The following is a 21930-nucleotide window of genomic DNA, read 5'->3' as shown; positions in this document are numbered from 1 at the left end:
TTGAGGTTCGGAAGAGCCGGTTCGTCGAGCCGGAACGCGGCTGGAAGCGCAAATACGCCGAAGAGAGCTATGTTGCATGGTTTGCCGCCATTTTGCACGGCTCGCGCGCTAACGGGCGTTCGATTCCTCAAGATTCACGAAGCCGCCACGCGCTTCGTTTAGCGCGATTAGCGCAACGATGCATCCGCGCGCAACGTCGCCACGGCCAGATCGAGAAACGCGCGGACCTTCTGCGTGACGTGGCGTCCTTCGCGATGCACGAGATGAATTGGCAGCGGCGGCGGCTCGAATTCGGCGAGCAGTATCACGAGCCGGCCTTCGCTTAACTGCTGCGCGACCTGATACGACAGGAGCCGCGCGATGCCGAAGTCCGCGAGCGCCGCATCGATGGCCGAATCGTTCGTCGTCGTGATGAAGCGCGCCCGCGTGCGGACGATCACGGTGCGATCGCCATCGTAAAGACGCCATTCCGGCGGCGACGACGATCCCGTAGACGCGATGATCGTGTGCGCGTCGAGGTCCTCCGGGCGCGACGGCGTGCCGTGCTTCGCGAGATAGGCGGGCGATGCGCACAGCACGCGCCGCACGCGTCCGACGGGAATCGCCTGAAGCGACGAATCCGGCAGTTGCGCGATGCGCACGGCCACGTCGATGCCCTCGTCGACGAGATTCACCACGCGGTCGACGAACCAGCAGTTCGCATCGGCTTCGGGATAGCGCGAAAGGTAGTCGAGCACGATAGGCGTCACATGCAGCCGGCCGAACAGCACAGGCGCGGTCAGCGAGAGCACGCCGCGCGGCGATGCGTGGGTGCCTCGCGCGGCGAGCTCGGCGGTGTCCACTTCGCCGAGAATGCGCCGGCAGTCTTCGAAGAAGCCGTTGCCGGCGTCCGTCAGGCGCACGACGCGCGTGGTGCGCGTGAGCAGTCGCACGCCGAGGCGCTCTTCGAGTTCGGTCACGACGCGGCTCACGACCGAAGGCGAGACATCGAGCTTGCGCGCGGCCGACGCGAAGCCGCCTGTTTCGACCACCGTGACGAAGGTCGACATTGCCTGAAAACGGTCCATGTCGGATGCGGGAAGCGGGCGAGAAAGTTGCCGTGCATTCTCGGGCATGACGGGGCGTCCCGCAATCGCGCTTCGCTCTACAGATCGAGTTGCAGCGGGGCGTCGGCGTCCGCTGCCGGGCGCGCGCAGCAGATCAGCGCTTCGTCGTCGTCGACATGAAACGCTGGCTCGCTCGCATACGACACCGCGCCGCTCACGATGCGCGTTCTGCACGTCCCGCACGTTCCGCCGCGACAGTTCGATTCCGTTTCCACGCCAGACGCTTCGGCCAGTTCCAGCAGCGTGCCGCTCGCGGGTTGCCATTGCACGTCGCGTTGCGAGCTCACGAAGCGCACGGGCACGGCTTCGGTGGCGGGCGGGCGCATGGGCTTCATCTCGACGCCGCGATCCGGCGTGCGCATGAGCGATGCAGGACCGAACGCCTCCGCATGAATGCGCGTATCGGCAACGTTCAGCGCGCGCAGGCCGTCGTAGAGCGATTGCATGAACGCGCCCGGTCCGCACAGATAGAAGTCGTAGTCGTTGAACGGCAGGACGCTCGTCAGCAGATCGATGTCGATGCGGCCCGACACGTCGTAATCGCGCTTGAGTTGCGCGCCTTGCGGGTCGCTCAGCACGCGTATCACGTTGACCGCGCCGCCCGCGCTCTGAGCAAGCGCGTCGATCTCGGCGGCGAACGCGCGGTTCGCGAGCGTACGCGCCGACGCGATCAGCCAAACCGGACGCACGCGCCGCTTGCGCAGTCCTTCGTAGACGACATGGCGCAACATCGCGAGCATCGGCGTGATGCCGACGCCCGCCGCCAGCAGCACGGCGGGGCGCGCTTCGAACGGATCGATCGTGAAGCTGCCCGCCGGCTGCCGCGCTTCGATGATGTCGCCCACTTTCAGCGCGTCGTGCAGATACGCCGACGCCCGGCCTTCGCGCTTCACGCTGATGCGATACACGCCGTCAGCCGGCCCGACCGACAGCGTGTACGTGCGCACGAGCGGCTTCGTTTCGCCCGGCAACGTGAGCCGCACCGGCAAATGCTGTCCCGCCGCGTGCGGCACGATGCCCGCGCCATCCGCCGGTTCGAGCCAGAACGAGCGGATCACGTCGCTTTCATCGACGATCCGGCTCACGCGATACGGCCGCCACGCATTCGCGAGCGCCGCGGCCTTCATGCGCTGCGCGGCTTCGTTCCAGTCGCCCGTCATCAGCGAGTTCGGCGACCAGCCTTCGCGGCGAAACGTCCAGCGCAGCGGCAGCGCGTCTTCGCGCAAGAGAACGCGGCGCGGCACGAAGCGCCACAGGCGCTCGGCGCCCTGAAAAGCGGCGGTTTCCGGCGAGTCGAGCAGCACTTTCGCATCGCCCGTGAGTTGCAGGACGTCGCCGGTTTCGAAGTCGGCGAACACGAGTCCCGCCCGGCCGTTGACCGCAATATTGCCGAGCGTGTTGAAGAACAGATTGCCCGCGAAGTCGGGAATGGTGAGCGCGCCGTCGTCCGACACGCGCACGAAGCCCGCCTTGCCGCCGCGATGCGACACGTCCACCTGACGATGCCCGTCCTCGCGATCGAAGTACGACGCGACGAAGAACGTATCGGCGCGCTCGATCATCGCCCGCATGCGCGGCGACTGCGCATCGAGCGAAACGGGACCGGACGGCGAGGGCGCCGACGCGTCGCGCACGAACGCGAAGTCGCGCAACTGAATGTACTGCGGGCAATTGCCGAAGCTCTGCTCGACGGCCACTTCGAATGTCTGCCCGTGAGCCGCGTCGTCGCGATGAATCACGCCGTTCACGCGATTGCGCCGCCGCGTATGCATCTCGATGCCGAGCAGGCCGACCGACGCGCCGTCCGCAAGACCCGCGTCGGCGGGATCGAGCGGATCGCGAATGTGCCCGACGGAAAGCGTGGTCGCATCCGGCGTGCTCATAAAGCCGGGGCGGCCGGTGAGGAACGCGGCCCAGGCGTCGCCGTCGGCATCGACCGTACCGGCGACGATGAACGGCAACTGCGCGAAGAATTGCCGATGCTGTTCCGGCATGAACGGACGCACGACGCGCTGTCCGACGTCGTGCATGCGCGCCGCGACGCCAGCGGCGGTTTGCATCTCGACTTCGCCGCGATGCCAGGGCGAAGGCGCGGTAATCGAAGCGGGGGCAGGCATGATCGTCGTCTCCGGCAAAGGTCAGGCGCGCAGGCCCGCAGCGGTCTGTTGGAATGGCACGAAACCCGGCAACGCCTCGATGCGCGCAAGCCACGCCAGCACGTTGCGATAGCCCGACAGATCGACATTGCCTTCCGGCGCGCCCGCGATGTAGCTGTAGAGCGCGATGTCCGCGATGGTCGGATGCGCGTTGCCGATATCCGCGATCCAGTCGCGGCTTTGCAATTCGTCGTCGATCACGTTGAGCACTGCATGCGCGCGGGCGATGACTTCATCGACGTCGAACTTGCTGCCGAACACCGTGACGAGACGCGCGGCGGCCGGACCGAACGCGATCTGCCCTGCCGCGACCGAAAGCCAGCGCTGCACGGCGGCGGCTTCGGCGGGCGTTTCGGGGAGCCATTGCGTCGCGCCCGCCTTCTTGGCGATGTAGACGAGAATTGCGTTCGAGTCCTGAATGACGTGCTCGCCGTCGACCAGCACGGGCACCTGGCCGAAGCGGTTCAGGCGCAGAAACTCGGGCGATTTGTGCCCGCGGGCGGCGAGATCGACCTCCTCTTCGTCGTGCTCGATGTTCAGCAGATGCAGGAACAGACGAGCGCGGTGCGAATGTCCGGAAAGCGGGTGGTGGTAGAGCTTCATGGCAACTCCTCTCATGTGGACCGGGGGAATCCCGATCGCTTGAGAAGCAGTATGGGTTCGTGCGTCGTGAAGCAGAATACGAGCGAAAATCAAATCACTGTTCTCCTTTCCAGATCAATCAGCGGGCGTTCTCCCGTATCCGCTCACCTTTTGGAGAGGCGCTCCCGAAAACACTCACCGGCACGCGCCTTGCTTCTTTCGGAAAGTATTTCCTACGAGCCGACTCCATGCCTCCACTTCCCGGCCCGCGCCGGCCTCCTGCGAAGATCCTGCCGCCCGACGCGCCGGGCCTGCGCGCGCTGGCGTCCCTCGTGGCGGTCGTCGTCGTGATCTGCGCCTTGTACTTCGGGCGCGCGGTGATGATCCCGATCATCCTCGCGATCCTGCTCAGTTTCCTGCTCGCGCCGTTCGTCGATTTTCTGCGGCGGCTGCGCTTCGGTCAGGTGCCGTCGGTGATCGTGGCGGTCGTGGTCGCTCTGTCGGTGCTCACGGCCGTCGGCGCGCTGATCGGCGCGCAGGTCGCGCAACTCGCGAGCGATCTGCCGAAGTATCAGGTGGCCGTCGAGCGCAAGGTCGACAGCGTGCAGCGCATGACGGTCGGCCGCGCGGACGCGTTTCTCGGGCGCGCGTCGCGTGCGCTGAAGCGTCTATCGCCGGCGCGCGAGCAGGAACCTCACGCGAACGAGGACAACCCGGCGGCTTCGCCCATCGATCAGCCGATGCCCGTCGAAGTCCACGAGCCGGCGCCGTCGCCGCTGGAACTGGCGCAGCGGTTTCTCTCGCCCGTCATCAGTCCGCTGGAAACGACCGGCATCGTGCTCGTCGTCGCGGTGTTCATTCTGTTGCAGCGGGAAGACCTGCGCGACCGGCTGATACGGCTTTTCGGTTCGCGCGACCTGCACCGCGCGACCACCGCGATGGACGAGGCCGCGCGCCGCCTCTCGCGTTATTTTCTGGCGCAGCTGGGCATCAACGTGGGCGTGGGTATCGTCATTTGCATCGGGCTCGCAGTGATCGGCGTGCCCGGCGCGCTGCTTTTCGGCGTGATGACGGCGCTGCTGCGCTTCGTGCCGTATGTCGGGACGTGGATTGCCGCGTTGCTCGCGGTGATCTTCGCGGCGGCAGTCGGGCCGGGCTGGACCATGCTGATCTGGACCATCGTGCTGTACGGCGCCACCGACATCATCGCCGGGCAGGTCGTCGAGCCGCTCCTGTACGGACACAGCACGGGCCTTTCGCCGTTCGCGGTGATCGTCGCAGCGATTTTCTGGAGCTGGATCTGGGGGCCGATCGGCCTCGTCCTTTCGACGCCGCTCACGCTTTGCCTTGTCATTCTCGGGCGACATGTGGACCGCCTCGAATTCCTCGATGTGCTTTTCGGCGATCGGCCCGCGCTGACACCAGCGGAGAATTTCTATCAGCGCCTGCTCGCCAACGATCCCGATGAGGCGCTCGTGCAGGCGGAATCGCTGCTGAAGGACCGCTCGCTCGTCGCGTATTACGACGAAGTCGCGCTCGAAGGCTTGCGCCTCGCGCATAACGACGTGCTGCGCGGCGTCGTCACGGCGGACCAGTTGAAGCGCATCAACGAATCGGCGCTCGACATCATCGAAGGGCTGGAGGACGCCGAGGACGTGACGCCGGTGGTTCAGCGCAAGGAAGAGCCGCTCGTGAATCTCTCCACCGACGATACGGCAGCAATCGCATCGGAGACGCCGCCCGAATACTTCGACGCGGGCGCGGAAGGGCACACGGCGTCGGTGCTCTGCATCGCGGGGAGAAGTCCGCTCGACGATCTCGCCGCGACCATCGCCGTGCAGCTTTTCCGCAAGCACGGGCTAGGCGCGGATCTGACCGGCTACGAGCGGTTCTCGCGCGGGCGCTTCGGCGAAGTGGACCTGTCGGGCGTGACGATCATCTGCGTCGTCTCGTTCGATGCCGCCGAATCGCCGCCGTATCTGCGCAATCTGCTGCGCCGGCTGCATCAGCGCGCGCCTGCGGCGGAGTTGATCGTCGGGCTCGTGGTCGCGGAAAGTCCGTTGCAAGGCGAAGTGCTCGTGCGGACGAGTTCGGCGGCGGTGTCGTTCAAGGAACTGGTCGATGCCTGCGTGGCGGCCGCGCGCCGCCAGTCCACCGATGGCGTGTCGTGGTCCGGCCTCGATTCGCAGGCGACCGCGCCCACGCTGGACAACCCCAGCCGCGCCCCGCAAGACGACGTGCCCGCCTTGCGCAACGTGCTGGGCGACGCCTAGCGGTTGCCGTCGAAGAGATCGTTGAGCATGGTGTCGAAGGACGCCTGCGCGTCTTCGAGCTCCTGCAGCGCGGCGTCGAACGTCTGAAGCGCCATCTGCGAGGGCCGGCCGTCGCCTTCGGGCGGAAACTGCTTCTGCAGCGCGACGAACGCGGACTGCACCTGCCGCGTGGCGTTGACGATACGTTCCATCGCGCGCGCTTCTTCCGCGCGATTGTTCTCAGCGGTCATCGGAGACACTCCTCGTTGGCAATGTCCCGATAGTACCAAGCGCGGCGCGCTTGCAGGCTGCGCCGTCGCGCGGCCCGCTCGACGGACGCGGCGCAGCGTCGCACACGCTTACTGCGCGCTCCAGCCACCGTCGATCTGCAACGCCGATCCGCGCATCTCGCTCGCTGCATCCGAGCAGAGGAACACGGCCATGTCGCCGATCTGCTGCGGCGTGACGAACTGCGCGGACGGCTGCTTTTCGCCGAGCAGTTTCGCGCGGGCGGCGTCGGGCGAGAGCGATTCGCGGGCGGCGAGATCGTCGATCTGCTTCTGCACGAGCGGCGTCAGCACGAAGCCGGGGCAAATGGCGTTGACGGTCACGCCCGTGCGCGCGTTTTCGAGGGCCGCCACTTTCGTGAGTCCGAGAATGCCGTGCTTGGCCGCGACATACGCCGACTTGCCCGCCGAGCCGACGAGCCCATGCACCGACGCGATGTTGACGACACGGCCCCAGCCGCGCTCGCGCATGCCGGGCAGCGCGACGCGCATGGTATGGAACGCGGAGCTCAGGTTGATCGCGATGATCGCGTCCCAGCGTTCGACCGGGAATTCGTCGATGGTCGCGACGTGCTGAATGCCCGCGTTGTTCACGAGGATGTCGAGCGCGCCGAAGCGTTCCGCCGCGAACGCGATCATGGCCTCGATCTCGGCGGGCTTGGTCATGTCGGCCGCGTGATGCACGGCCTTCGCGCCGGTCGCCTCGATCTGCGCGAGCGCGCCGCTCACGTCGCCGAAGCCGTTCAGCACGAGATTCGCCCCCGCTTGCGCGAGCGCCGTGGCAATGCCGAGGCCGATACCGCTCGTCGAGCCGGTGACGAGCGCGGTCTTGCCGGCCAGGTTGTTCGATGCGGATTGAGTCATGAGCGGTTTCCTTTTTCTGTAGCGCTGCGGGTACGACTACGTTCGATATTGCTTCGACAAAACAACTAATCGCTTTCAGGCGTCGCCGGCGCGGCCGATTTTCGCACGACGCGATTCACGACGCGCATGGCGCGTTCCCGCGTCTGTTTGACGAATTGCTTCGTCATATAACCGGTTTGTCCCCACGGCGTCGCGAGCACCATGAATGAAGACATCGGATACGACTCGCCGCCGCTCCATGACGTTTTATAGCGTTGATCGCCGGGACCGAAGTCGAAGTCCAGATGATGTTCGAAAGCCCATTTCACGCATTCATCGACGAGAATGGTGCCGGGCGAGAATTTCTTCAGATCCAAATTGTAAGTAATCGCGATGAGATAAAACGTTTTGCTATTCATCGAAACGATATTCGCCGCGACCGGCTCGCCATTGAACGTCATGACGAACAGCCGAAAGATTCCGGACGCCGCAGCCGGGCCTGAAAGAAGCGCTTTCCAGAATTTCAGGCTGGCATCGGAGAATGTCCATTGACTTTCGCCGACTTTCTCGGTCGCCCACTTTCGCTTTTGAACCACGAACCATTCGATGAACGATTCGAGACGCGGATCGGAAGCGTCGATCAATTCGATCTTGAACTGTCCTTCTTTCGCGAGCCGCCGTTTCAGGTACTCCGGCTTGGTCTTCTCGCGTCCGGACCGCGAGCGGCTGAAAGCATCCCAGTCTTGAACGCCGCGTAACGCTGCGTAAGGCGTGAGGTCATCTTCTTCGCGGCGAATTACCGCATGGCGCTTCACGCACGCATAAAGCGGCGAAGTCTTGCGAACGCGCCATAACTCGAAAACGTCGGCGCGCGTGGCTCGCACGGTCTCTTTGTATAGCGCTTCGACGATTTGCTGCGCGTCCTTTTCCGGTGCGACGAGAATATCGCTCGGCGAGCGGTTTTGCGGTGTCAGCGGTTCAGCGAATTTCCAGCAATTGCGATAAGACACGAGCAGCGGCCACACGGCCACCATTTTTCCATTGCGCCTTGCGACGACGCAATGCGGTTTGCGCCGCGTGCCGACGTGTTCGCACATCAGGCTGTTATAGCAATAGTCGAATGACTGAAAATATTCGCCGTCCACATGGCGATATAATGCGCCCCATTCCGCTTCGAGAGCGCGAATGCTTTCAGGATCGCGGCAGTGCTCGAATGTCAGAGACCGATCGGCGGATGTCGGAATATCAGCGCGAGAGACATTTTCTTTTTCAGGAGTCAGATTCACTTAAAAGCCCGCGATTAAGATGTTCCAGATTAAGCGTGAGCACATGCTTACGCTGGATGACACTGTCGTCTCGTCATTTTATCAGGCATCAGTTAATCGAGCACATAACTGGCGCATTAAATACTAAATGACCGACTATCGGGCGGTAATAAGGGTTAACCTGCTCGTTTTAATCGGACAAAAAATAGCGAATGGCCGCCGCCCTGAAGCGTGCGGCCATTCGATCCATTACACGATGCCCGTCGCGTAGTACACGCCGATGACGAAGAACACCGCGAGCGTCTTGATGACCGTGACGGCGAAAATGTCGCGATAGGACTCGCGGTGCGTGAGCCCGGTGACCGCGAGCAGCGTGATGACCGCGCCGTTGTGCGGCAGCGTGTCCATGCCGCCGCTCGCCATGGCGACCACGCGGTGCAGGACTTCCAGCGGAATATGCGCGGCTTCCGCGCCCTTGATGAAGAGGTCCGACATGGCGGCGAGCGCGATGCTCATGCCGCCCGACGCGGACCCCGTGATGCCCGCGAGCGAACTCACGGAAATCGCGGCGTTGACGAGCGGATTGGGGATGCTCTTCAGCGCGTCCGAGACGACCAGAAAGCCCGGCAGGGCCGCGATCACGCCGCCGAAGCCGTATTCCGACGCCGTGTTCATCGCGGCGAGCAACGCGCCCGCGACGGCGGCGCGCGTGCCCGGCGCGAAACGTTCCTTCACGCGGGAAAACGCCGTCAGCAGAACGAGCAGAATGCCGAGCAGCAACGCGCCTTCGACCGCCCAGATCGCGATGACCGGCTTGATCGCGGTGGTCACCGGCGTGTGCACGCCCGGCAGCGCGTTCGGCGCGACGGTATAGCTCGCGCCGTACCACGTCGGGATCCAGCGGGTGAGCGCGAAGTTCGCGACACCCACGAGCACGAGCGGCGCGACCGCGAGCAGCGGATTCGGCATGTTGGTGGACTCGACGCGTTCCGGCTCGTTCACGAGCGAGGTGCCATAGCCTTCGCCCTTGGCCATGGCCGAACGCCGGCGCCACTCCAGAAACGAAAGCCCCACGACGATGATGAACACGGAGCCGATCACGCCCAGCCACGGCGCGGCCCAGCCCGTCGTCTTGAAGAACGTCGTCGGGATGATGTTCTGGATCTGCGGCGTGCCGGGCAGCGAATCCATCGTGAAAGAGAACGCGCCGAGCGCGATGGCGCCGGGCATCAGCCGTTTCGGGATATTGCTCTGGCGGTACATTTCCGCCGCGAACGGATACACGGCGAAGACGACCACGAACAGCGACACGCCGCCATAGGTGAGGAGCGCGCAAACGGCCACGATCACCGCATTGACTCGCGACTTGCCGATGTAGCGGATCGCGGCGGCGACGATCGACTCGGAAAATCCGGACAGCTCGATCACCTTCCCGAATACCGCGCCCAGCAGGAACACGGGGAAATAGAGCTTCACGAAGCCGACCATCTTCTCCATGAAGATGCCCGAGAACACCGGCGCGACGGCGGCGGGATCGGTGACCAGGACGGCCGCGAGCGCGGCGATCGGCGCGAACAGGATGACGCTGTAGCCGCGATAGGCGGCCAGCATCAGGAACGCCAGGGCGGCGAGCACGATGAGGAACGACATTGAGTCTCCGTTAATGGTTGTTCTTTGAACTTCGTCCACGGCTTGTTACGGCAGGCCGTCGGCGGCGCGCAGTCATGCAGCTTCCGTGCCAACGGTCGCGAAAGCACACTGGCGCACGCGCAAAGGCGGCGCGACCTGCGGGAAGCCGCCGGATTGTCTCCGATAAGAGACCGCCAAGCTATCAACCGTTGCGGCCATCAGGCCAATCAAGGCTGTCGACTGTCTCCGATATGAGATACGCTGTCGCCAACAAGAGAAAACACGGAGACAAGCGCCGATGCGCAACGACTGGATCAACGTACCCGCCGACTACAGCGACGTCATGCGGCGCGCCATGGAGTCGCTCTTCAAGACGTTCGAGAACCTGAGCGAAGGCACGTTCATCGTCGATGCCGACGCCCGCGTCGTCTGGATCAATAAGCGTTATGCGGCGCGCTTCGGCTTCTCCGATCCGACCGACGCCATCGGTCTCGACTGCGAAGCGGTCATCCCGAACAGCCTGATGCGCGAAGTCGTCGCGACCGGCAAGCCGATTCTGCTCGACGTGCTCGAGACGGACCGCGAGCCGCTCGTCGTCACGCGCCTGCCGCTGAAGGACGATCAGGGCGCGACCGTCGGTGCGATCGGCTTCGCGCTCTTCGACGAGATGAAGGCGCTCACGCCACTTTTCGCGCACTACTCGCGCGTGCAGCAGGAGTTGATCGCGACGCGGCAGTCGCTCGCGCAGGCGCGGCGGGCCAAGTACACGTTCGCGAGCTTCGTCGGCACGAGTCCGGCCAGTCTCGAAGTGAAGCGGCAGGCGCGGCGCGCCGCGCTCGTCGATTCGCCCGTGCTGCTGCTCGGCGAAACCGGCACCGGCAAGGAACTGCTCGCGCACGCGATCCACGGCGCGTCGACGCGGGCGGCCAAGCCGCTCGTCACCGTCAACGTCGCGGCGATTCCGGACACGCTGCTCGAAGTTGAATTCTTCGGCGCGGCGCCGGGCGCGTACACGGGCGCGGAACGCAAAGGGCGCGTGGGCAAGTTCGAACTGGCGGACGGCGGCACGCTATTTCTCGACGAAATCGGCGACATGCCGCTGCCGTTGCAAGGCAAGCTCTTGCGCGTGTTGCAGGACAAGGAGTTCGAGCCGCTCGGGTCGAACCGCATCGTGCGCGCGGACGTGCGAATCATCGCGGCGACGTCGGCGGATCTGCCCGCGCTCGTCGCGGCGGGGCGCTTTCGCGCCGACCTGTTTTATCGGCTGAACGTACTGACGATCCACGCGCCGCCTCTGCGCGAGCGGCTCGGCGATATCGAGGCACTCGCGTACGCGATCCTCGAAGACCTGTCGGGCGAAGCGCGCACGGGGCGCATTCGCCAGTTCGTGCTTCACGACGACGCGCTGCGTCTTCTGACCGCGTGCGCGTGGCCGGGCAACGTGCGCGAACTGCGCAACACGCTCGAACGGGCGCTGATGCTTTCTGACAGCGAGCATATCGATGCGCGCGCGCTCGCTCCGTTCATCGACTCGAAGCCGGCCGCGCTGCCCGCGCCCGCTGAAAAGGCGCAAGCGGAAGCGGCCGTGCCCTACGCGCAGGCGATGATCGACTTCGAGCGCCGCTTTCTCTCCGACGCATTGCGCGCGAGCGGCGGGCGCGTGGCGGAAGCAGCGAAACGCATCGGCATCGGGCGGGCGACGATGTACAAGAAGATCGCGGCACTCGGCATCGAGGTGTGAATCGCGTCGCGTCATGAATCGACGCGAAAGCTCCGCGTGGCATACTCGCGAAACGACGCAATCAAGAATAACGACCTGAAAACAAGGGGTGCGGGATGAAGCTCGGCAAGGCAATCGGCCATATCGTCATGCTCGCTGCGAGCGCGTGGGCGCTCGGCGGATGCAGCAGCGCGCCGCCGCTTTTTTCCGCCGACGGCCGGCCGACGCAACTCGTCACCTGTCCGGCCTATGGCGGCTGGCGTCTGTGTACCGATAACGCGAAGGTGGCGTGTCCCGCCGGCTACGACGTGCTCGATCAGTCGAGCGACAACAACCAGAATTCGCTGTTGCTCGCCTGCAAGGCGAACTGAGCCGGACCCCGCTCAGTCGTGCTGCGTCTCGCGCAGCATCGTGGTGTCGTAGCCGAGCGCGGCGGCGCGCACGAGCAGCGTGCGGCGCAGTTCGGCCGATGGGCGGGCCTCGCGCGTGAGAATCCACAGATAGCGGCCCGTCGGCTCGCCGACGATGGACCACGAATAGTCGTCGGCGTGATCGAGAATCCAGTAGTCGCCGACATAGAACGGGCCGAAAAACGAGACTTTGAGCTTCGTTCCGTTCGATCCCGGTACGACCTTCGCGCGTCCTTCCGCCGACCGGTATCGCCCGGTCAGGCTGCCTTCCCGGCACGCGTTGATGACTGAAATGAGCCCGTCCTCGCGCCGCGCGTAGTTGGCGGTGACGGCCTCGCAATTGCGCTCGAAGCGGTTTTCGTAGCGGGCGAATTCGAACCAGTGGCCGAGATAGCGGTCGAGGTCCACGGCCTTCGACGGCTCCGGCACGTGCTCGTTGCCGCTGCGCTTCGCGCCTTTCAGCCCATAGGCCGCGAGCGCGCCGATGCCTCCTATCGCTATCAGCGCCGCGGCGCCATACGCCCAAGGTCGTCGTGATTTCATTGGCTTCAGAGTCGGTTAGAAATCAGTTCGATAGCAATGACCGTTCCGACGCGAGCGGTCCCGGAAAGTCTCACCTTTCGCCGTTGCTGCGCGGTGCTGAGCACGAACGGCTTACTCCCAAGTTGTTGCTGTCTCTAGGCTTTTTTCGCAAGCCGATTACGCGCTGAGCCGCGCCCGCCGCCTCCCGAAACGTCTCACCTCACAACGCAGCGACCCAGTGACAGCCAAACGTCGAGCGAGTGCGTCCACCGCAACGCGCGAAATCGGCGAAAACCGCGTTCTGTCTGCAATCAACGAGTTGCGTGAGTTAGTGAAAGCTTTGTCACGCGTCGGCCGAATCGAAAAGTGAGACTCCTCGGCGCAGCGGTCCTCACCGTCCCGCAGTTCCCGAAACCTCTCACCTGTCGGTCTGCGGGTATGCTTTCGGCTCTTCCGATTTGGCTCGCGCTCCGTTCTTCATGTCATCGCCGGTTTCTTCGCCCGTTGCGTTCCTCTCGTCGCTGCTCGGTCCGCTCGTCACCATCATCTTGCCCGTCTTCGGCCTGATCGCCGCGGGCTATGCGTGCCGCAAGCTCAACAAGCTCGGGCCCACGGCGGCGTCCGAACTGAACCGCTTCGTCGTCTATCTCGCGCTCCCGGCGCTGCTCTTCGACATCATGGCGAAGACGCCATTGAAGACGCTCGATCAACCAGCGTTCATGGCGGTATTCGGCATCGGATCGGCGGTCGTGTTCGTGCTGACGCTCGGCGTACGGTTGATGCAAGCGCGTCCGCTCGCCGATGCCAGCATCGACGGGCTGAACGCCGCCTACCCGAACACAGGCTTCGTGGGCTTGCCGCTCTGCCTGCTCGCGTTCGGCAAGCCGAGCCTCGCGCCCGCCGTGATCGCGACGATCATGACCGTGTGCGTGCTCTTCGGCATTGCGATCGTGCTGATCGAACTCGGCTTGCAAGCGGGAAGCGGGATCGGCGCGACGCTGTGGCGCGTGGCGAAGTCGCTCGGCAAGAATCCGCTTTTGATCGCGCCGGTCGCGGGGGCGTTGATGAGCGGCAGCGGCGTGGCAGTGCCCGAAGGCGCGGAAGCGCTCATCAAGCTGCTCGGCGGCGCGGCGAGTCCGTGCGCGCTGGTTGCGCTCGGCCTGTTTCTCGGCGCGAAGGGCGAAGCGCGCAACCTGCGAACGACGAGCGCGCTCGTCGCGCTCAAGCTCCTGGCGCAGCCGCTTCTGACGTGGTGGCTAGCGGCTCACGTGTTCGCGCTGCCGCCGCTGTGGGCCAAAACCGCCGTGATTCTCAGCGCGCTGCCGACCGGCACCGGCCCGTTCATGCTCGCCGAGTTCTACCGGCGCGAGGCCAGCGTGACGTCGAGCACGATCCTTTTTTCGACCGTGCTGTCGCTCGTCACGGTCACGCTCTGTCTCGCGCTGATGTTGTGACGTTGCCGCGAGCGCACCACGATTATTGCAATCGCGGCAAAAATCACTTTGGTCGAAGCCGCTTTTTCCGCCGTCGCCGCACCGATAAAGTTCGCCTCAACCGGTCCGACCGGTCGGTCAACGAACTCTGTGGAGGCATATCATGAAGCGCATTCTTTCCATTCTCGCCGCATCCGTCGCTCTTTTCGCAGCAGCCGGCGCTGCGCAAGCGGCCGATTCTCAGTCGTCGACGTGTCAGGGCTCGGCCGCGCAATGCAACGTCTTCTTTGGTCAATGAGAGGCGTTCACATCGCACTGAACGGGCTCGCCGCTGCATTTTGTTTCGTTCGTGAATCGAAAATCAAGGCCCGCCGGCCAATGCCCGGACTTATCCACAGTTTCTGTGGATAAACGTGGGGATAGCTGGCCGCAAAGCGAGCGTTCATGCGGCGCGAGCTGGACTGCGCGATTGATTACAAAAACGAAGCCGGTCGCCTGGCGCAGCATCCCGGTGACGATCGCCTGACGATGGGCCTATGATTGCTCTCGCATCGGTTACAGATGACGTATCGGTGGTTCAATCTCATCCTTTCGACGGGGGAAATATCATGGCGTACAAGATCGCGGTGGTCGTGGGAAGCCTGCGCAAGGATTCGTTCAACCGGCAGCTCGCCCACGCGCTCGAATCGCTCGCGCCGAGCGATTTCACTTTCGAGCATCTGGACATCGGCAGCTTGCCGCTCTACAGCCAGGAATACGACAGCGACTTCCCCGAAGCCGCGCGCACGCTCAAGCAGAAGATTTCCGAAGCCGACGGGCTGCTCTTCGTCACGCCCGAGTACAACCGCTCGATTCCCGGCGTGCTGAAGAACGCGCTCGACTGGGGCTCGCGGCCGTGGGGGCAAAGCGCGTGGGGCGCCAAGCCGGGCGCGGTCATCGGCACGTCGGTCGGCGCCATTGGCACGGCGCTCGCGCAAGCGCATTTGCGCAGCGTGTGCGCGTACCTCGACGTCGCGCTGATGGGTCAGCCGGAGATGTACATCAAGCACGACGAAAACCGCATCGACGCGAACGGAAACATCGTCAGCGAAGACACGCGCAAGTTCTTGCAGACTTTCATGGACCGATACGTCGCGTGGGTGCGCGACTTCGCCGCCTGAGGCGTCCCGCAAACAACAACGGCCCGCGCAAGCGGGCCGTCGTCATTGGAGTGAAGATCGCCGGTTACGCGTGATGTTGCCCCGTCACGCGATCCCAGCCGTGGCGGATCGCCGCCTTGAAGCGGTCCCACGTATCGCCTTCGGGATGGCGGCTCTCCCAGTCGCGCCGCATTTCATACTCCATCTGGTCGTCCCACGCGCGGTTGCGGAAACGCTCGTCGTTGCCGAGCGTCGCGCCGTAGCGATACGCGCTTTCGTAGTCCTCGTACGGCTCGCCGGTCGTCGCGTACTTCGTGGCGTAGTCGGCGCGGAAGTCCTCTTCGTACTCCATGTACTCGTTCGGCACTGTGCGCGGACCGAGCGGAACCGCGGCCTGCGACGCCGCCGACGTGCCGATGGGATCGCCCGCCGCGCCCATCGCGGGCATCGACTGCGATTGCACCTGATTCTGCATGTTCAATTGCTGCGGCTTGGCCGGCTCGTCCAGCGTGCTCAACGGCTCGATCGTGTCGATGGAGCGCCAGTCCGTGTTCGGATCGACGTGCACGCCGGTCAGCGGATCGGTCTGCGCCTGCGCTTGCGCCTGGCCTTGCGCGGTGCTCGCCGGCTTCGTTTCGACCTGTTCGTATTGCGTCGTCGACGGCTCCGGCGTGCCGCGCTGCGGGCGCGTGGCCGGCATCAGCGGATCGTCGGCGGGGTCGGTCACGTAGTCGCGCGAGGTTAGCGTCGCGGGATCGGTGCGCGTGAAGGCTTCCGCGCCGGTCTCGCTGCCGATTCCGCCGCCCGCCGGCGTGCGCGGCTCGCCGATCGGATCGAGCAGCGGATCGCCGAGCGGACCGGCGAGCGGGTCGACGATCGGCGGCGCGACCGGATCGGCCACCGGCGCGTCCGAGCGCGGATAAGCGCGCGCGCGCGGCACGTCCGTACGCGGCGGATTCACAGGATCGCGGCCCGGAACGCCGCTGCCGCGACCGAGGCCGAGTTCGTCGAGAATGGAGTGATCGCGGTCATCGGCGGTCGTGGGCGGCGTCGCGGCCGCGCCGTGCGAAAGCGTCGACCAACTCGCCGCGCGTTCGTCGATGTCGATCGCGCCGCAGTCGGTGAGCGTCGTGCGTGCGATATCGGCTTGCGCCTCGCTCGGCGTATCGACGGCGACGAGCACCGCGCCCCGGCGCACCGCTTCGGAATAATGCGCGACTTCCGGCGGCTGATCGCGTCCGCCGAAGAGCATGCTGAAGAACCGCTCGATGTTGGCGAGCACGCCGGGCTGCGCGTGCGTCTCGGCGTCGCTCAAGCTCGACGGCTGCGCGGCATCGTCCCGCTTCGGGTTCGCCTGGAGCTCGATATCGCCGCGCGCGAAGCCGGCCGTAACGAGCGCCGAGCGCGCATCCTCGGCCTGGGCGTAGGTATCGAATACTCCGATGACGGTGTGTCGCATGGTCGTCTCCTCTCGTTGAGCGGATTCCGCGGATCGGCAACGCCGGGTTGCCGCACATGCGTTTGCTCACGCAACAGTCGTGCCGGAGGCGGTCAGCGGTCGACGGAACGCACGGCGTGTTCCTCGCGAATGCCGCGCAGCAGCGTATCCAGCAGCGCGATGTCGAAGGGCTTGGCAAGCACCCGCGCATCCACCTGGCGGGCGCGGTCGAGTTCTTCGGCATAGCCGGTGACGAGAATGACCGGGATGCGCGGCTCGAACCGCTGCATGCGTTCAGCGAGATCGATGCCGTTGAGCTGCCCCGGCATGTGGATGTCCGAGAGCACGACATCGAACGGGAAGCCCGACACGGCCATGTTCTCCCGAGCCGCTTCGAGCAGCGTCATCGCGGTGTCGGCGTTGAACACGTAGGTCACGCGATGACCCATCATCGTGAGCAGCGCCTCCGTGCCGGCGGCGACTTCCTCGTTGTCTTCGACGAGCAGCACGCGCAAGCCGTCCGCCTCCTGCGCCGTCGCGGCGGCCTGCTCCGGTTCCGCGTGCGGCGCGTCTGTCGCCGCGGCCTGCGGCAGATAGAGACGCACCGAGGTGCCCGCGCCGATGGCGCTGTCGATGGTCGCGAGCCCGCCCGCGCGCTCGCAGAACGCGAAGACCTGCGGCAGGCCGAGCCCGGTGCCCATGCCTTTCGGCTTCGTCGTGAAAAGCGGCTCGAACGCGCGGGCGAGCACGTCCGCGCTCATGCCGACGCCCGTGTCCTCCAGCGAAATCTGCACGAATTCGCCGATGAGCGGAAAGCTGTCCTCGTGCCGAAAGCGCACGTTGTCGGCGCGCACGGTGAACGTGCCGCCGTTCGGCATCGCGTCGCGCGCGTTCACGGCTACGTTGATGAGCGCGAGTTCGAGTTCGGCCGGATCGACGCGGATCGTCCAGACGTCCGCCGCGACCTCCGAGTGCAGCGCGACCTTCGCGCCGAGCGACGCGCGCAGCAGTTCGCGCTCCGCCGTCACCCATTTGCCGATGGCGATGACCTCGCTGCGCAATGGCTGCTTGCGCGCGACGCCGAGCAACTGCCGCGTGAGCGACTGGCCGTTCTTCAGCGCGCGCTCCATCGCCGTCAGTTCGCGATCGAGCCCGATGGGGCCGCGCCGCCGCGCGATCTGTACGTTCGTGGAGACGATCATCAGCAGGTTGTTGAAGTCGTGCGCGACGCTGCCGACGAGATTGCCGAGCGCCTCCATCTTGCGCGCCTGCCGGTACGCGGATTCGATCGAGCGGCGCATCGACGCCTCGGCCTGCCAGCGTTCCCACGCTTCTTCCTCTTTGGCGAGCCGCCGCAGCGACTGCCCGATCACGCCCCACAGCACGACGCACGGCGCGAGGATCGACAGCGCCAGCACGCTCAGATGGCGGTACCACTGCGTCCAGATGGTGTCGACGGGAAAGCCGCTCGACACGTAGAGCGGATAATCGCCGACCCGGCGAAACGCGACGATCTTCAGCTCGTTGTCGAGCCCCGAGACCATCTTCATGACGCCGTCGTGCGTGCCGGCGCGATAGGCCTCGCGCAAAGGCGAACTCGCGGCGAGCGCCATGCGGTCGGGCGGCCGCTCCGGATACCACGCGAGCACTTCGCCGTCGGCGCGGGTCAGACCGATCGACACGGTCGGGCTGTCGCCGAGCAGTTCGCGATAGAAGTCATTGAAGTACGACGGGCGCAGCGCGATCGACACCATGCCGGCAAACTGCCCGTCAGGCGTTTTGCGTGCGACGGCCGTGTTGAACACGCGCTCGCCGGCCACTTTGCCCAGCATTACGCGTGAAATCTGCGCGAGCCGGCTGTCGGCGCGCAGGCTGGCGAAGTCCTCCCGGGTGCCCACCGTGACATCGGGCGTCGGCCATGCGCGGCTCGTGGCGAGCAACCGGCCGTCCGGACCGAACACCGACGCCGCCGACACCTGCCGGTAGTGGCCGATCATCTGGCTCAGGCGCGCGTGGACCACGCCGTCTTCGCGGCGAATCGCGTCGGCGTCGAGGTCGTCGAGCAGATCGACGATGCGTTCGTTGAGCGTGACGTTGAGATCGAAGACTTTGAGCGCCTGCTCCTCCGCGATTCTCGCGTTGCGCGCGACGGCATCGGACGCGCTAGCGACGCGCGCGCGGTAGTCGGAGATCGCAGTAATGGCGACGTACACGCACGGAAGCACGACGGCGGCGACGAGCAGCGCGTAGAGCGTCATGCGCTGCGCGGCGAAGTTGCGCTCGGGGACGACGGGAAAAGGCGGTTCTTCCTGCCGCGTTACGGCGGCAGGCTCGGCGTCGTGCTCCTCACGTTGCAGCGTCATTTTGGCAGCGAAGTGGAAAACTTTACTCGACCCTTGGCGCGATCAACCGTTCGATAAACGGCGCGCGGGCCGCGCGCGGTGTAATCGTCTGGAGCATGCAGGAAATGTGCCATTGGCCGCAGACAACCGGCGCTTTTCGTCATGCGTTCCGCACGCGCGTGCGGTGCATAGTTAGCGAAAAAATCCGTAGCGCAAACGTACAGCGAAGCAGCGGACAATTCGCGTAGCCGCAGTCGAAAAAGCATTTTCTCGTGCCGACCGAAAGATGAGTATGAAAATCCCCGACCCGAGCACCGCCGAGTTGCTTTTGCACGCATCGAAGCCGACAATGCAATCTTCCGATCAATCTGCCGTCAGAGCGGACGTGGGACACAAATAGCTCGCTTGCGCGCCGCGCGGGCGGGCAACAGAACAAAAGGCCAAGGTCCGGCGCGGCTCGCCGCCCGGACGACGCACGGGGCAAGGCAACATGACGCCGAACCAGACGCTTGGGTACGCGCTCGCCGCGTACCGTTCAATCGCGCCGCAAAGCCGCGCCGCTTGGGCGCTTTCGCATTCGCTTTGGCCCGCCGTCGGCGGCTGGCGACGAACGCGCCGCCTGTCTCCCTAAAGAACTCCGCAGTCGCGCCGTAAACGCCTACGAGAGCATGCCGTGTAGGCCGTGCTTCCCGTCCGCCACGAACGCCCACCGATTCGACCGACCATGCCTTTGCCGATTGTCATTGCCGATGATTCCCTGCTCGCGCGCAAGGTGTTGACGCGCGCACTGCCCGCGGACTGGGACGTCGATATCTCCTACGCGACGAATGGACGCGAGGCGCTCGAGTTGTATCGCGCGGGCCGCGCATCCGTCATGTTTCTCGATTTGACGATGCCGGACATGACCGGCTATCAGGTCCTCGACGCGCTTCAGCATGAAGACCTGAATACGTTCGTGATCGTCGTTTCCGCCGACGTGCAACCGCTCGCGCAGGAACGCGTGCGCGCGCTCGGAGCCATTGCGTTCCTGCCGAAGCCCGTGACGCCCGAAGCGCTGCGTCCCGTTTTGAAGGAGTACGGTCTCCATGGTTGAACCCGCCCTCAACGAAGACCAGCGCGACGCGCTGCAGGAAGTCGCCAACATGGCGATGGGCCAGGCCGCCACGCGCCTGTCGAAGCTGCTCGGCACGTTCATCGAACTGTCGGTGCCGCGCGTGCGCGTGGTGAACGTGTCCGAAGCGTCCGCCGCGCTGCGCGAGATGACCGGCATCACCGACGCCGTGACCGCCGTGCGCCAAGGCTTTCGCTCGGACATCAAGGGCGAGGCGATCGTGCTGTGCAAGAGCGGCAGCGTCGATGACCTCTGCGCGCTCGTCGACGATCCCTACACCAAGTCCACCTATGAAGCGACGACGCGCACGGAACTCGTTTTCGACGTGGCGACGGTGCTGATCGGCGCGTGCGTGTCGTGCATTCTGGACCGGCTCGGCCGCGCGCCGATCTTCTCGCCGCCCGGCATGCTCGGCGCGGAACTCGCGCTGGAAGAAGTCTTCCAGCCCGCGATGCTCGCGTGGAAGACAGCGCTGCTGCTCGAAGTCAACTTCGCGCTGGAGGATCACAGCTTCCGCGCGCATCTGGTGATGCTGATGGCCGAAGACGCCATTGCGCATCTGAACGAGGCGCTCGACGCGCTGCTTTCCAGCTTCTGACGCCGCGCCGATATGGAAGAACTGCGGCATGTGCTGAGTGAACTGGTGATCGAGCGCGTCGGCTTCGGCATTTTCGTGCTCGACCGCGATCTGAACGTGCTCATGTGGAACCGCTTCATGGCGGACCACAGCGGCAAGACGGCCGAGCAGGTGACGGGCAAGTCGATTTTCGCGAGCTTTCCTGAACTGCCGCGCGTGTGGCTCACGCGCAAGGTCGAGAGCGTGTTTCAGCTCGGCAGCTTCGCGTTCAGTTCGTGGGAGCAGCGGCCGTATCTCTTCAAGTTCGATCACGACCGGCCGATCACCGGCGGCGTCGACTTCATGCAGCAGGACTGCACGTTCATGCCGCTCACGCACGAGCGCGAAGTGCGCGCCGTCTGCGTGACCATTTCCGATGCCACCCACGCGAGCATGATGCAGCGCGCCCGCGACGAAGCCGTGGCCAAGCTGCAGGAATTCGCCGACCGCGACGGCCTGACGGGCATCGCGAACCGGCGCTATTTCGAACTGCGCATTCGCGACGAATTCTCGCGCTGGCAACGCTACGGCGGCGATCTGTCGATGCTGCTGTTCGATCTGGACCACTTCAAGCGCATCAACGACGAACTCGGCCATCTGGTCGGCGACACGGTGCTGCGCGTGATGGCCGAGCGGGTTGCGGCGACCGTGCGCGTGCAGGACGTGTTCGGGCGCTTCGGCGGCGAGGAATTCGCGCTGCTTCTGCCGTGCACGAACTTCGACGACGCGATGATCGTCGCGGAGAAAGTGCGCCACTCCATCTGCGAAACGCCTATCGACGTGCAGGGCGCGCGCGTGCCGGTGACGGCGAGTGTCGGCGTGGCGTGCGCGCGGCGCGAGGTGACGTCGTCTTACGAGGCGCTCATCAACGAAGCCGACGCCGCGCTGTACGTGGCGAAGCGCGAAGGGCGCAACCGCTCGGTCGGCTTCGCCTGATCGCGGCCACGCGCGCCGCCGCAAGGCGCAATCGGGCCGAATCATTGGTATACTCCTAGCCGCTTCCGGCGCAGTTCGCAGCCGGCGCGCGCCGGCCGTCTCCTTCGGTCATTCCCTCTTCAGCGCCACGTCGTTCCGCGCGC

Annotated in this window: 18 protein-coding genes; 8 read left to right on the top strand and 10 right to left on the bottom strand. The window is 65.1% G+C overall.

All coding sequences use genetic code 11. The features are described from left to right. Positions 1-167: 167 nt before the first annotated feature. From LDZ24_RS19505 to LDZ24_RS19495, 3 genes are all read right to left on the bottom strand, one after another. On the bottom strand, positions 168-1067 hold the full coding sequence (locus LDZ24_RS19505; RefSeq protein ID WP_248322833.1) for a LysR family transcriptional regulator: 900 nt from the start codon (positions 1065-1067) through the stop codon (positions 168-170). Positions 1068-1144: 77 nt separating this feature from the next. Then, positions 1145-3223 (bottom strand): pyridoxamine 5'-phosphate oxidase family protein, encoded by a 2079-nt coding sequence (locus LDZ24_RS19500; protein ID WP_248322832.1) that lies wholly within the window; start codon positions 3221-3223, stop codon positions 1145-1147. A 21-nt stretch (positions 3224-3244) separates the two neighbouring features. Continuing rightward, the gene (locus LDZ24_RS19495) at positions 3245-3865 is read right to left on the bottom strand and encodes a glutathione S-transferase family protein (protein WP_248322831.1); all 621 of its coding nucleotides are present in this window, start codon (positions 3863-3865) and stop codon (positions 3245-3247) included. A gap of 227 nt (positions 3866-4092) precedes the next feature. Between LDZ24_RS19495 and LDZ24_RS19490 the strand changes: the two genes are divergently transcribed. Continuing rightward, positions 4093-6117 (top strand): AI-2E family transporter, encoded by a 2025-nt coding sequence (locus LDZ24_RS19490; protein ID WP_248322830.1) that lies wholly within the window; start codon positions 4093-4095, stop codon positions 6115-6117. Here LDZ24_RS19490 and LDZ24_RS19485 read toward each other — a convergent pair. The 4 genes from LDZ24_RS19485 to LDZ24_RS19470 form a co-directional block, all read right to left on the bottom strand. Further along, positions 6114-6347, bottom strand: coding sequence for a hypothetical protein (locus LDZ24_RS19485; protein ID WP_159839271.1), 234 nt, complete (start codon positions 6345-6347; stop codon positions 6114-6116). The genes LDZ24_RS19490 and LDZ24_RS19485 overlap by 4 nt on opposite strands. Positions 6348-6455: 108 nt before the next feature. Then, on the bottom strand, positions 6456-7247 hold the full coding sequence (locus LDZ24_RS19480; protein ID WP_248322829.1) for a 3-hydroxybutyrate dehydrogenase: 792 nt from the start codon (positions 7245-7247) through the stop codon (positions 6456-6458). Positions 7248-7312: 65 nt separating this feature from the next. Further along, positions 7313-8260, bottom strand: coding sequence for a GNAT family N-acetyltransferase (locus LDZ24_RS19475; RefSeq protein ID WP_248322828.1), 948 nt, complete (start codon positions 8258-8260; stop codon positions 7313-7315). Between the two features lie 480 nt (positions 8261-8740). Continuing rightward, positions 8741-10141 (bottom strand): GntP family permease, encoded by a 1401-nt coding sequence (locus LDZ24_RS19470; RefSeq protein WP_248322827.1) that lies wholly within the window; start codon positions 10139-10141, stop codon positions 8741-8743. Positions 10142-10418: 277 nt separating this feature from the next. Between LDZ24_RS19470 and LDZ24_RS19465 the strand changes: the two genes are divergently transcribed. Further along, positions 10419-11861: a sigma-54-dependent Fis family transcriptional regulator gene (locus LDZ24_RS19465; RefSeq protein WP_248322826.1), complete on the top strand. Its 1443-nt coding sequence runs from the start codon at positions 10419-10421 to the stop codon at positions 11859-11861. Positions 11862-11956: 95 nt separating this feature from the next. Beyond that, positions 11957-12211, top strand: coding sequence for a hypothetical protein (locus LDZ24_RS19460; RefSeq protein ID WP_175940781.1), 255 nt, complete (start codon positions 11957-11959; stop codon positions 12209-12211). Between the two features lie 12 nt (positions 12212-12223). On the opposite strand, the gene LDZ24_RS19455 is transcribed toward LDZ24_RS19460, so the two are convergent. Continuing rightward, positions 12224-12793, bottom strand: coding sequence for a lipocalin family protein (locus LDZ24_RS19455; protein WP_206468960.1), 570 nt, complete (start codon positions 12791-12793; stop codon positions 12224-12226). A gap of 458 nt (positions 12794-13251) precedes the next feature. On the opposite strand from LDZ24_RS19455, the gene LDZ24_RS19450 reads away from it, so the two are divergent. Together LDZ24_RS19450 and LDZ24_RS19445 are read left to right on the top strand one after the other, a co-directional pair. Continuing rightward, the gene (locus LDZ24_RS19450; RefSeq protein ID WP_248322825.1) at positions 13252-14226 is read left to right on the top strand and encodes an AEC family transporter; all 975 of its coding nucleotides are present in this window, start codon (positions 13252-13254) and stop codon (positions 14224-14226) included. Positions 14227-14813: 587 nt separating this feature from the next. Beyond that, the gene (locus tag LDZ24_RS19445) at positions 14814-15365 is read left to right on the top strand and encodes an NADPH-dependent FMN reductase (RefSeq protein WP_248322823.1); all 552 of its coding nucleotides are present in this window, start codon (positions 14814-14816) and stop codon (positions 15363-15365) included. Between the two features lie 64 nt (positions 15366-15429). Here the strand turns inward: LDZ24_RS19445 and LDZ24_RS19440 are convergent, their stop codons facing one another. Then, positions 15430-16803 carry a hypothetical protein gene (locus LDZ24_RS19440; RefSeq protein ID WP_248322822.1) on the bottom strand — a complete coding sequence of 458 codons (1374 nt, stop codon included), beginning with the start codon at positions 16801-16803 and terminating at the stop codon, positions 15430-15432. A gap of 92 nt (positions 16804-16895) precedes the next feature. Beyond that, positions 16896-19145 (bottom strand): hybrid sensor histidine kinase/response regulator, encoded by a 2250-nt coding sequence (locus LDZ24_RS19435; protein ID WP_248322821.1) that lies wholly within the window; start codon positions 19143-19145, stop codon positions 16896-16898. Positions 19146-19848: 703 nt separating this feature from the next. Between LDZ24_RS19435 and LDZ24_RS19430 the strand changes: the two genes are divergently transcribed. From LDZ24_RS19430 to LDZ24_RS19420, 3 genes are read left to right on the top strand one after another with little or no spacing between them, the layout of a single operon-like run. Beyond that, positions 19849-20217, top strand: coding sequence for a response regulator (locus tag LDZ24_RS19430; RefSeq protein ID WP_175940775.1), 369 nt, complete (start codon positions 19849-19851; stop codon positions 20215-20217). After that, positions 20210-20833 (top strand): chemotaxis protein CheC, encoded by a 624-nt coding sequence (locus LDZ24_RS19425; RefSeq protein WP_175940774.1) that lies wholly within the window; start codon positions 20210-20212, stop codon positions 20831-20833. Before LDZ24_RS19430 ends, LDZ24_RS19425 begins: the two co-directional genes overlap by 8 nt. Before the next feature lie 12 nt (positions 20834-20845). After that, positions 20846-21787, top strand: coding sequence for a GGDEF domain-containing protein (locus LDZ24_RS19420; protein ID WP_248322820.1), 942 nt, complete (start codon positions 20846-20848; stop codon positions 21785-21787). Positions 21788-21930: the final 143 nt, after the last annotated feature.

It is taken from the genome of Caballeronia sp. Sq4a, from assembly GCF_023170545.1.
GTDB lineage: Bacteria > Pseudomonadota > Gammaproteobacteria > Burkholderiales > Burkholderiaceae > Caballeronia.
Note: the sequence above shows the minus strand (reverse complement) of the source record. Positions and strands in the feature narration are given on the sequence as shown.

Excerpts from the sequence above, each read along its gene's own strand:
- LDZ24_RS19465 (WP_248322826.1), top strand. The coding sequence starts at position 10,419 with ATGCGCAACGACTGGATCAACGTACCCGCCGACTACAGCGACGTCATG.
- LDZ24_RS19490 (WP_248322830.1), top strand. The coding sequence starts at position 4,093 with ATGCCTCCACTTCCCGGCCCGCGCCGGCCTCCTGCGAAGATCCTGCCG.
- LDZ24_RS19480 (WP_248322829.1), bottom strand. The coding sequence starts at position 7,247 with ATGACTCAATCCGCATCGAACAACCTGGCCGGCAAGACCGCGCTCGTC.
- LDZ24_RS19485 (WP_159839271.1), bottom strand. The coding sequence starts at position 6,347 with ATGACCGCTGAGAACAATCGCGCGGAAGAAGCGCGCGCGATGGAACGT.
- LDZ24_RS19425 (WP_175940774.1), top strand. The coding sequence starts at position 20,210 with ATGGTTGAACCCGCCCTCAACGAAGACCAGCGCGACGCGCTGCAGGAA.
- LDZ24_RS19455 (WP_206468960.1), bottom strand. The coding sequence starts at position 12,793 with ATGAAATCACGACGACCTTGGGCGTATGGCGCCGCGGCGCTGATAGCG.
- LDZ24_RS19435 (WP_248322821.1), bottom strand. The coding sequence starts at position 19,145 with ATGACGCTGCAACGTGAGGAGCACGACGCCGAGCCTGCCGCCGTAACG.
- LDZ24_RS19495 (WP_248322831.1), bottom strand. The coding sequence starts at position 3,865 with ATGAAGCTCTACCACCACCCGCTTTCCGGACATTCGCACCGCGCTCGT.
- LDZ24_RS19505 (WP_248322833.1), bottom strand. The coding sequence starts at position 1,067 with ATGGACCGTTTTCAGGCAATGTCGACCTTCGTCACGGTGGTCGAAACA.
- LDZ24_RS19420 (WP_248322820.1), top strand. The coding sequence starts at position 20,846 with ATGGAAGAACTGCGGCATGTGCTGAGTGAACTGGTGATCGAGCGCGTC.
- LDZ24_RS19430 (WP_175940775.1), top strand. The coding sequence starts at position 19,849 with ATGCCTTTGCCGATTGTCATTGCCGATGATTCCCTGCTCGCGCGCAAG.
- LDZ24_RS19475 (WP_248322828.1), bottom strand. The coding sequence starts at position 8,260 with ATGGTGGCCGTGTGGCCGCTGCTCGTGTCTTATCGCAATTGCTGGAAA.
- LDZ24_RS19450 (WP_248322825.1), top strand. The coding sequence starts at position 13,252 with ATGTCATCGCCGGTTTCTTCGCCCGTTGCGTTCCTCTCGTCGCTGCTC.
- LDZ24_RS19460 (WP_175940781.1), top strand. The coding sequence starts at position 11,957 with ATGAAGCTCGGCAAGGCAATCGGCCATATCGTCATGCTCGCTGCGAGC.
- LDZ24_RS19445 (WP_248322823.1), top strand. The coding sequence starts at position 14,814 with ATGGCGTACAAGATCGCGGTGGTCGTGGGAAGCCTGCGCAAGGATTCG.
- LDZ24_RS19470 (WP_248322827.1), bottom strand. The coding sequence starts at position 10,141 with ATGTCGTTCCTCATCGTGCTCGCCGCCCTGGCGTTCCTGATGCTGGCC.
- LDZ24_RS19440 (WP_248322822.1), bottom strand. The coding sequence starts at position 16,803 with ATGCGACACACCGTCATCGGAGTATTCGATACCTACGCCCAGGCCGAG.
- LDZ24_RS19500 (WP_248322832.1), bottom strand. The coding sequence starts at position 3,223 with ATGCCTGCCCCCGCTTCGATTACCGCGCCTTCGCCCTGGCATCGCGGC.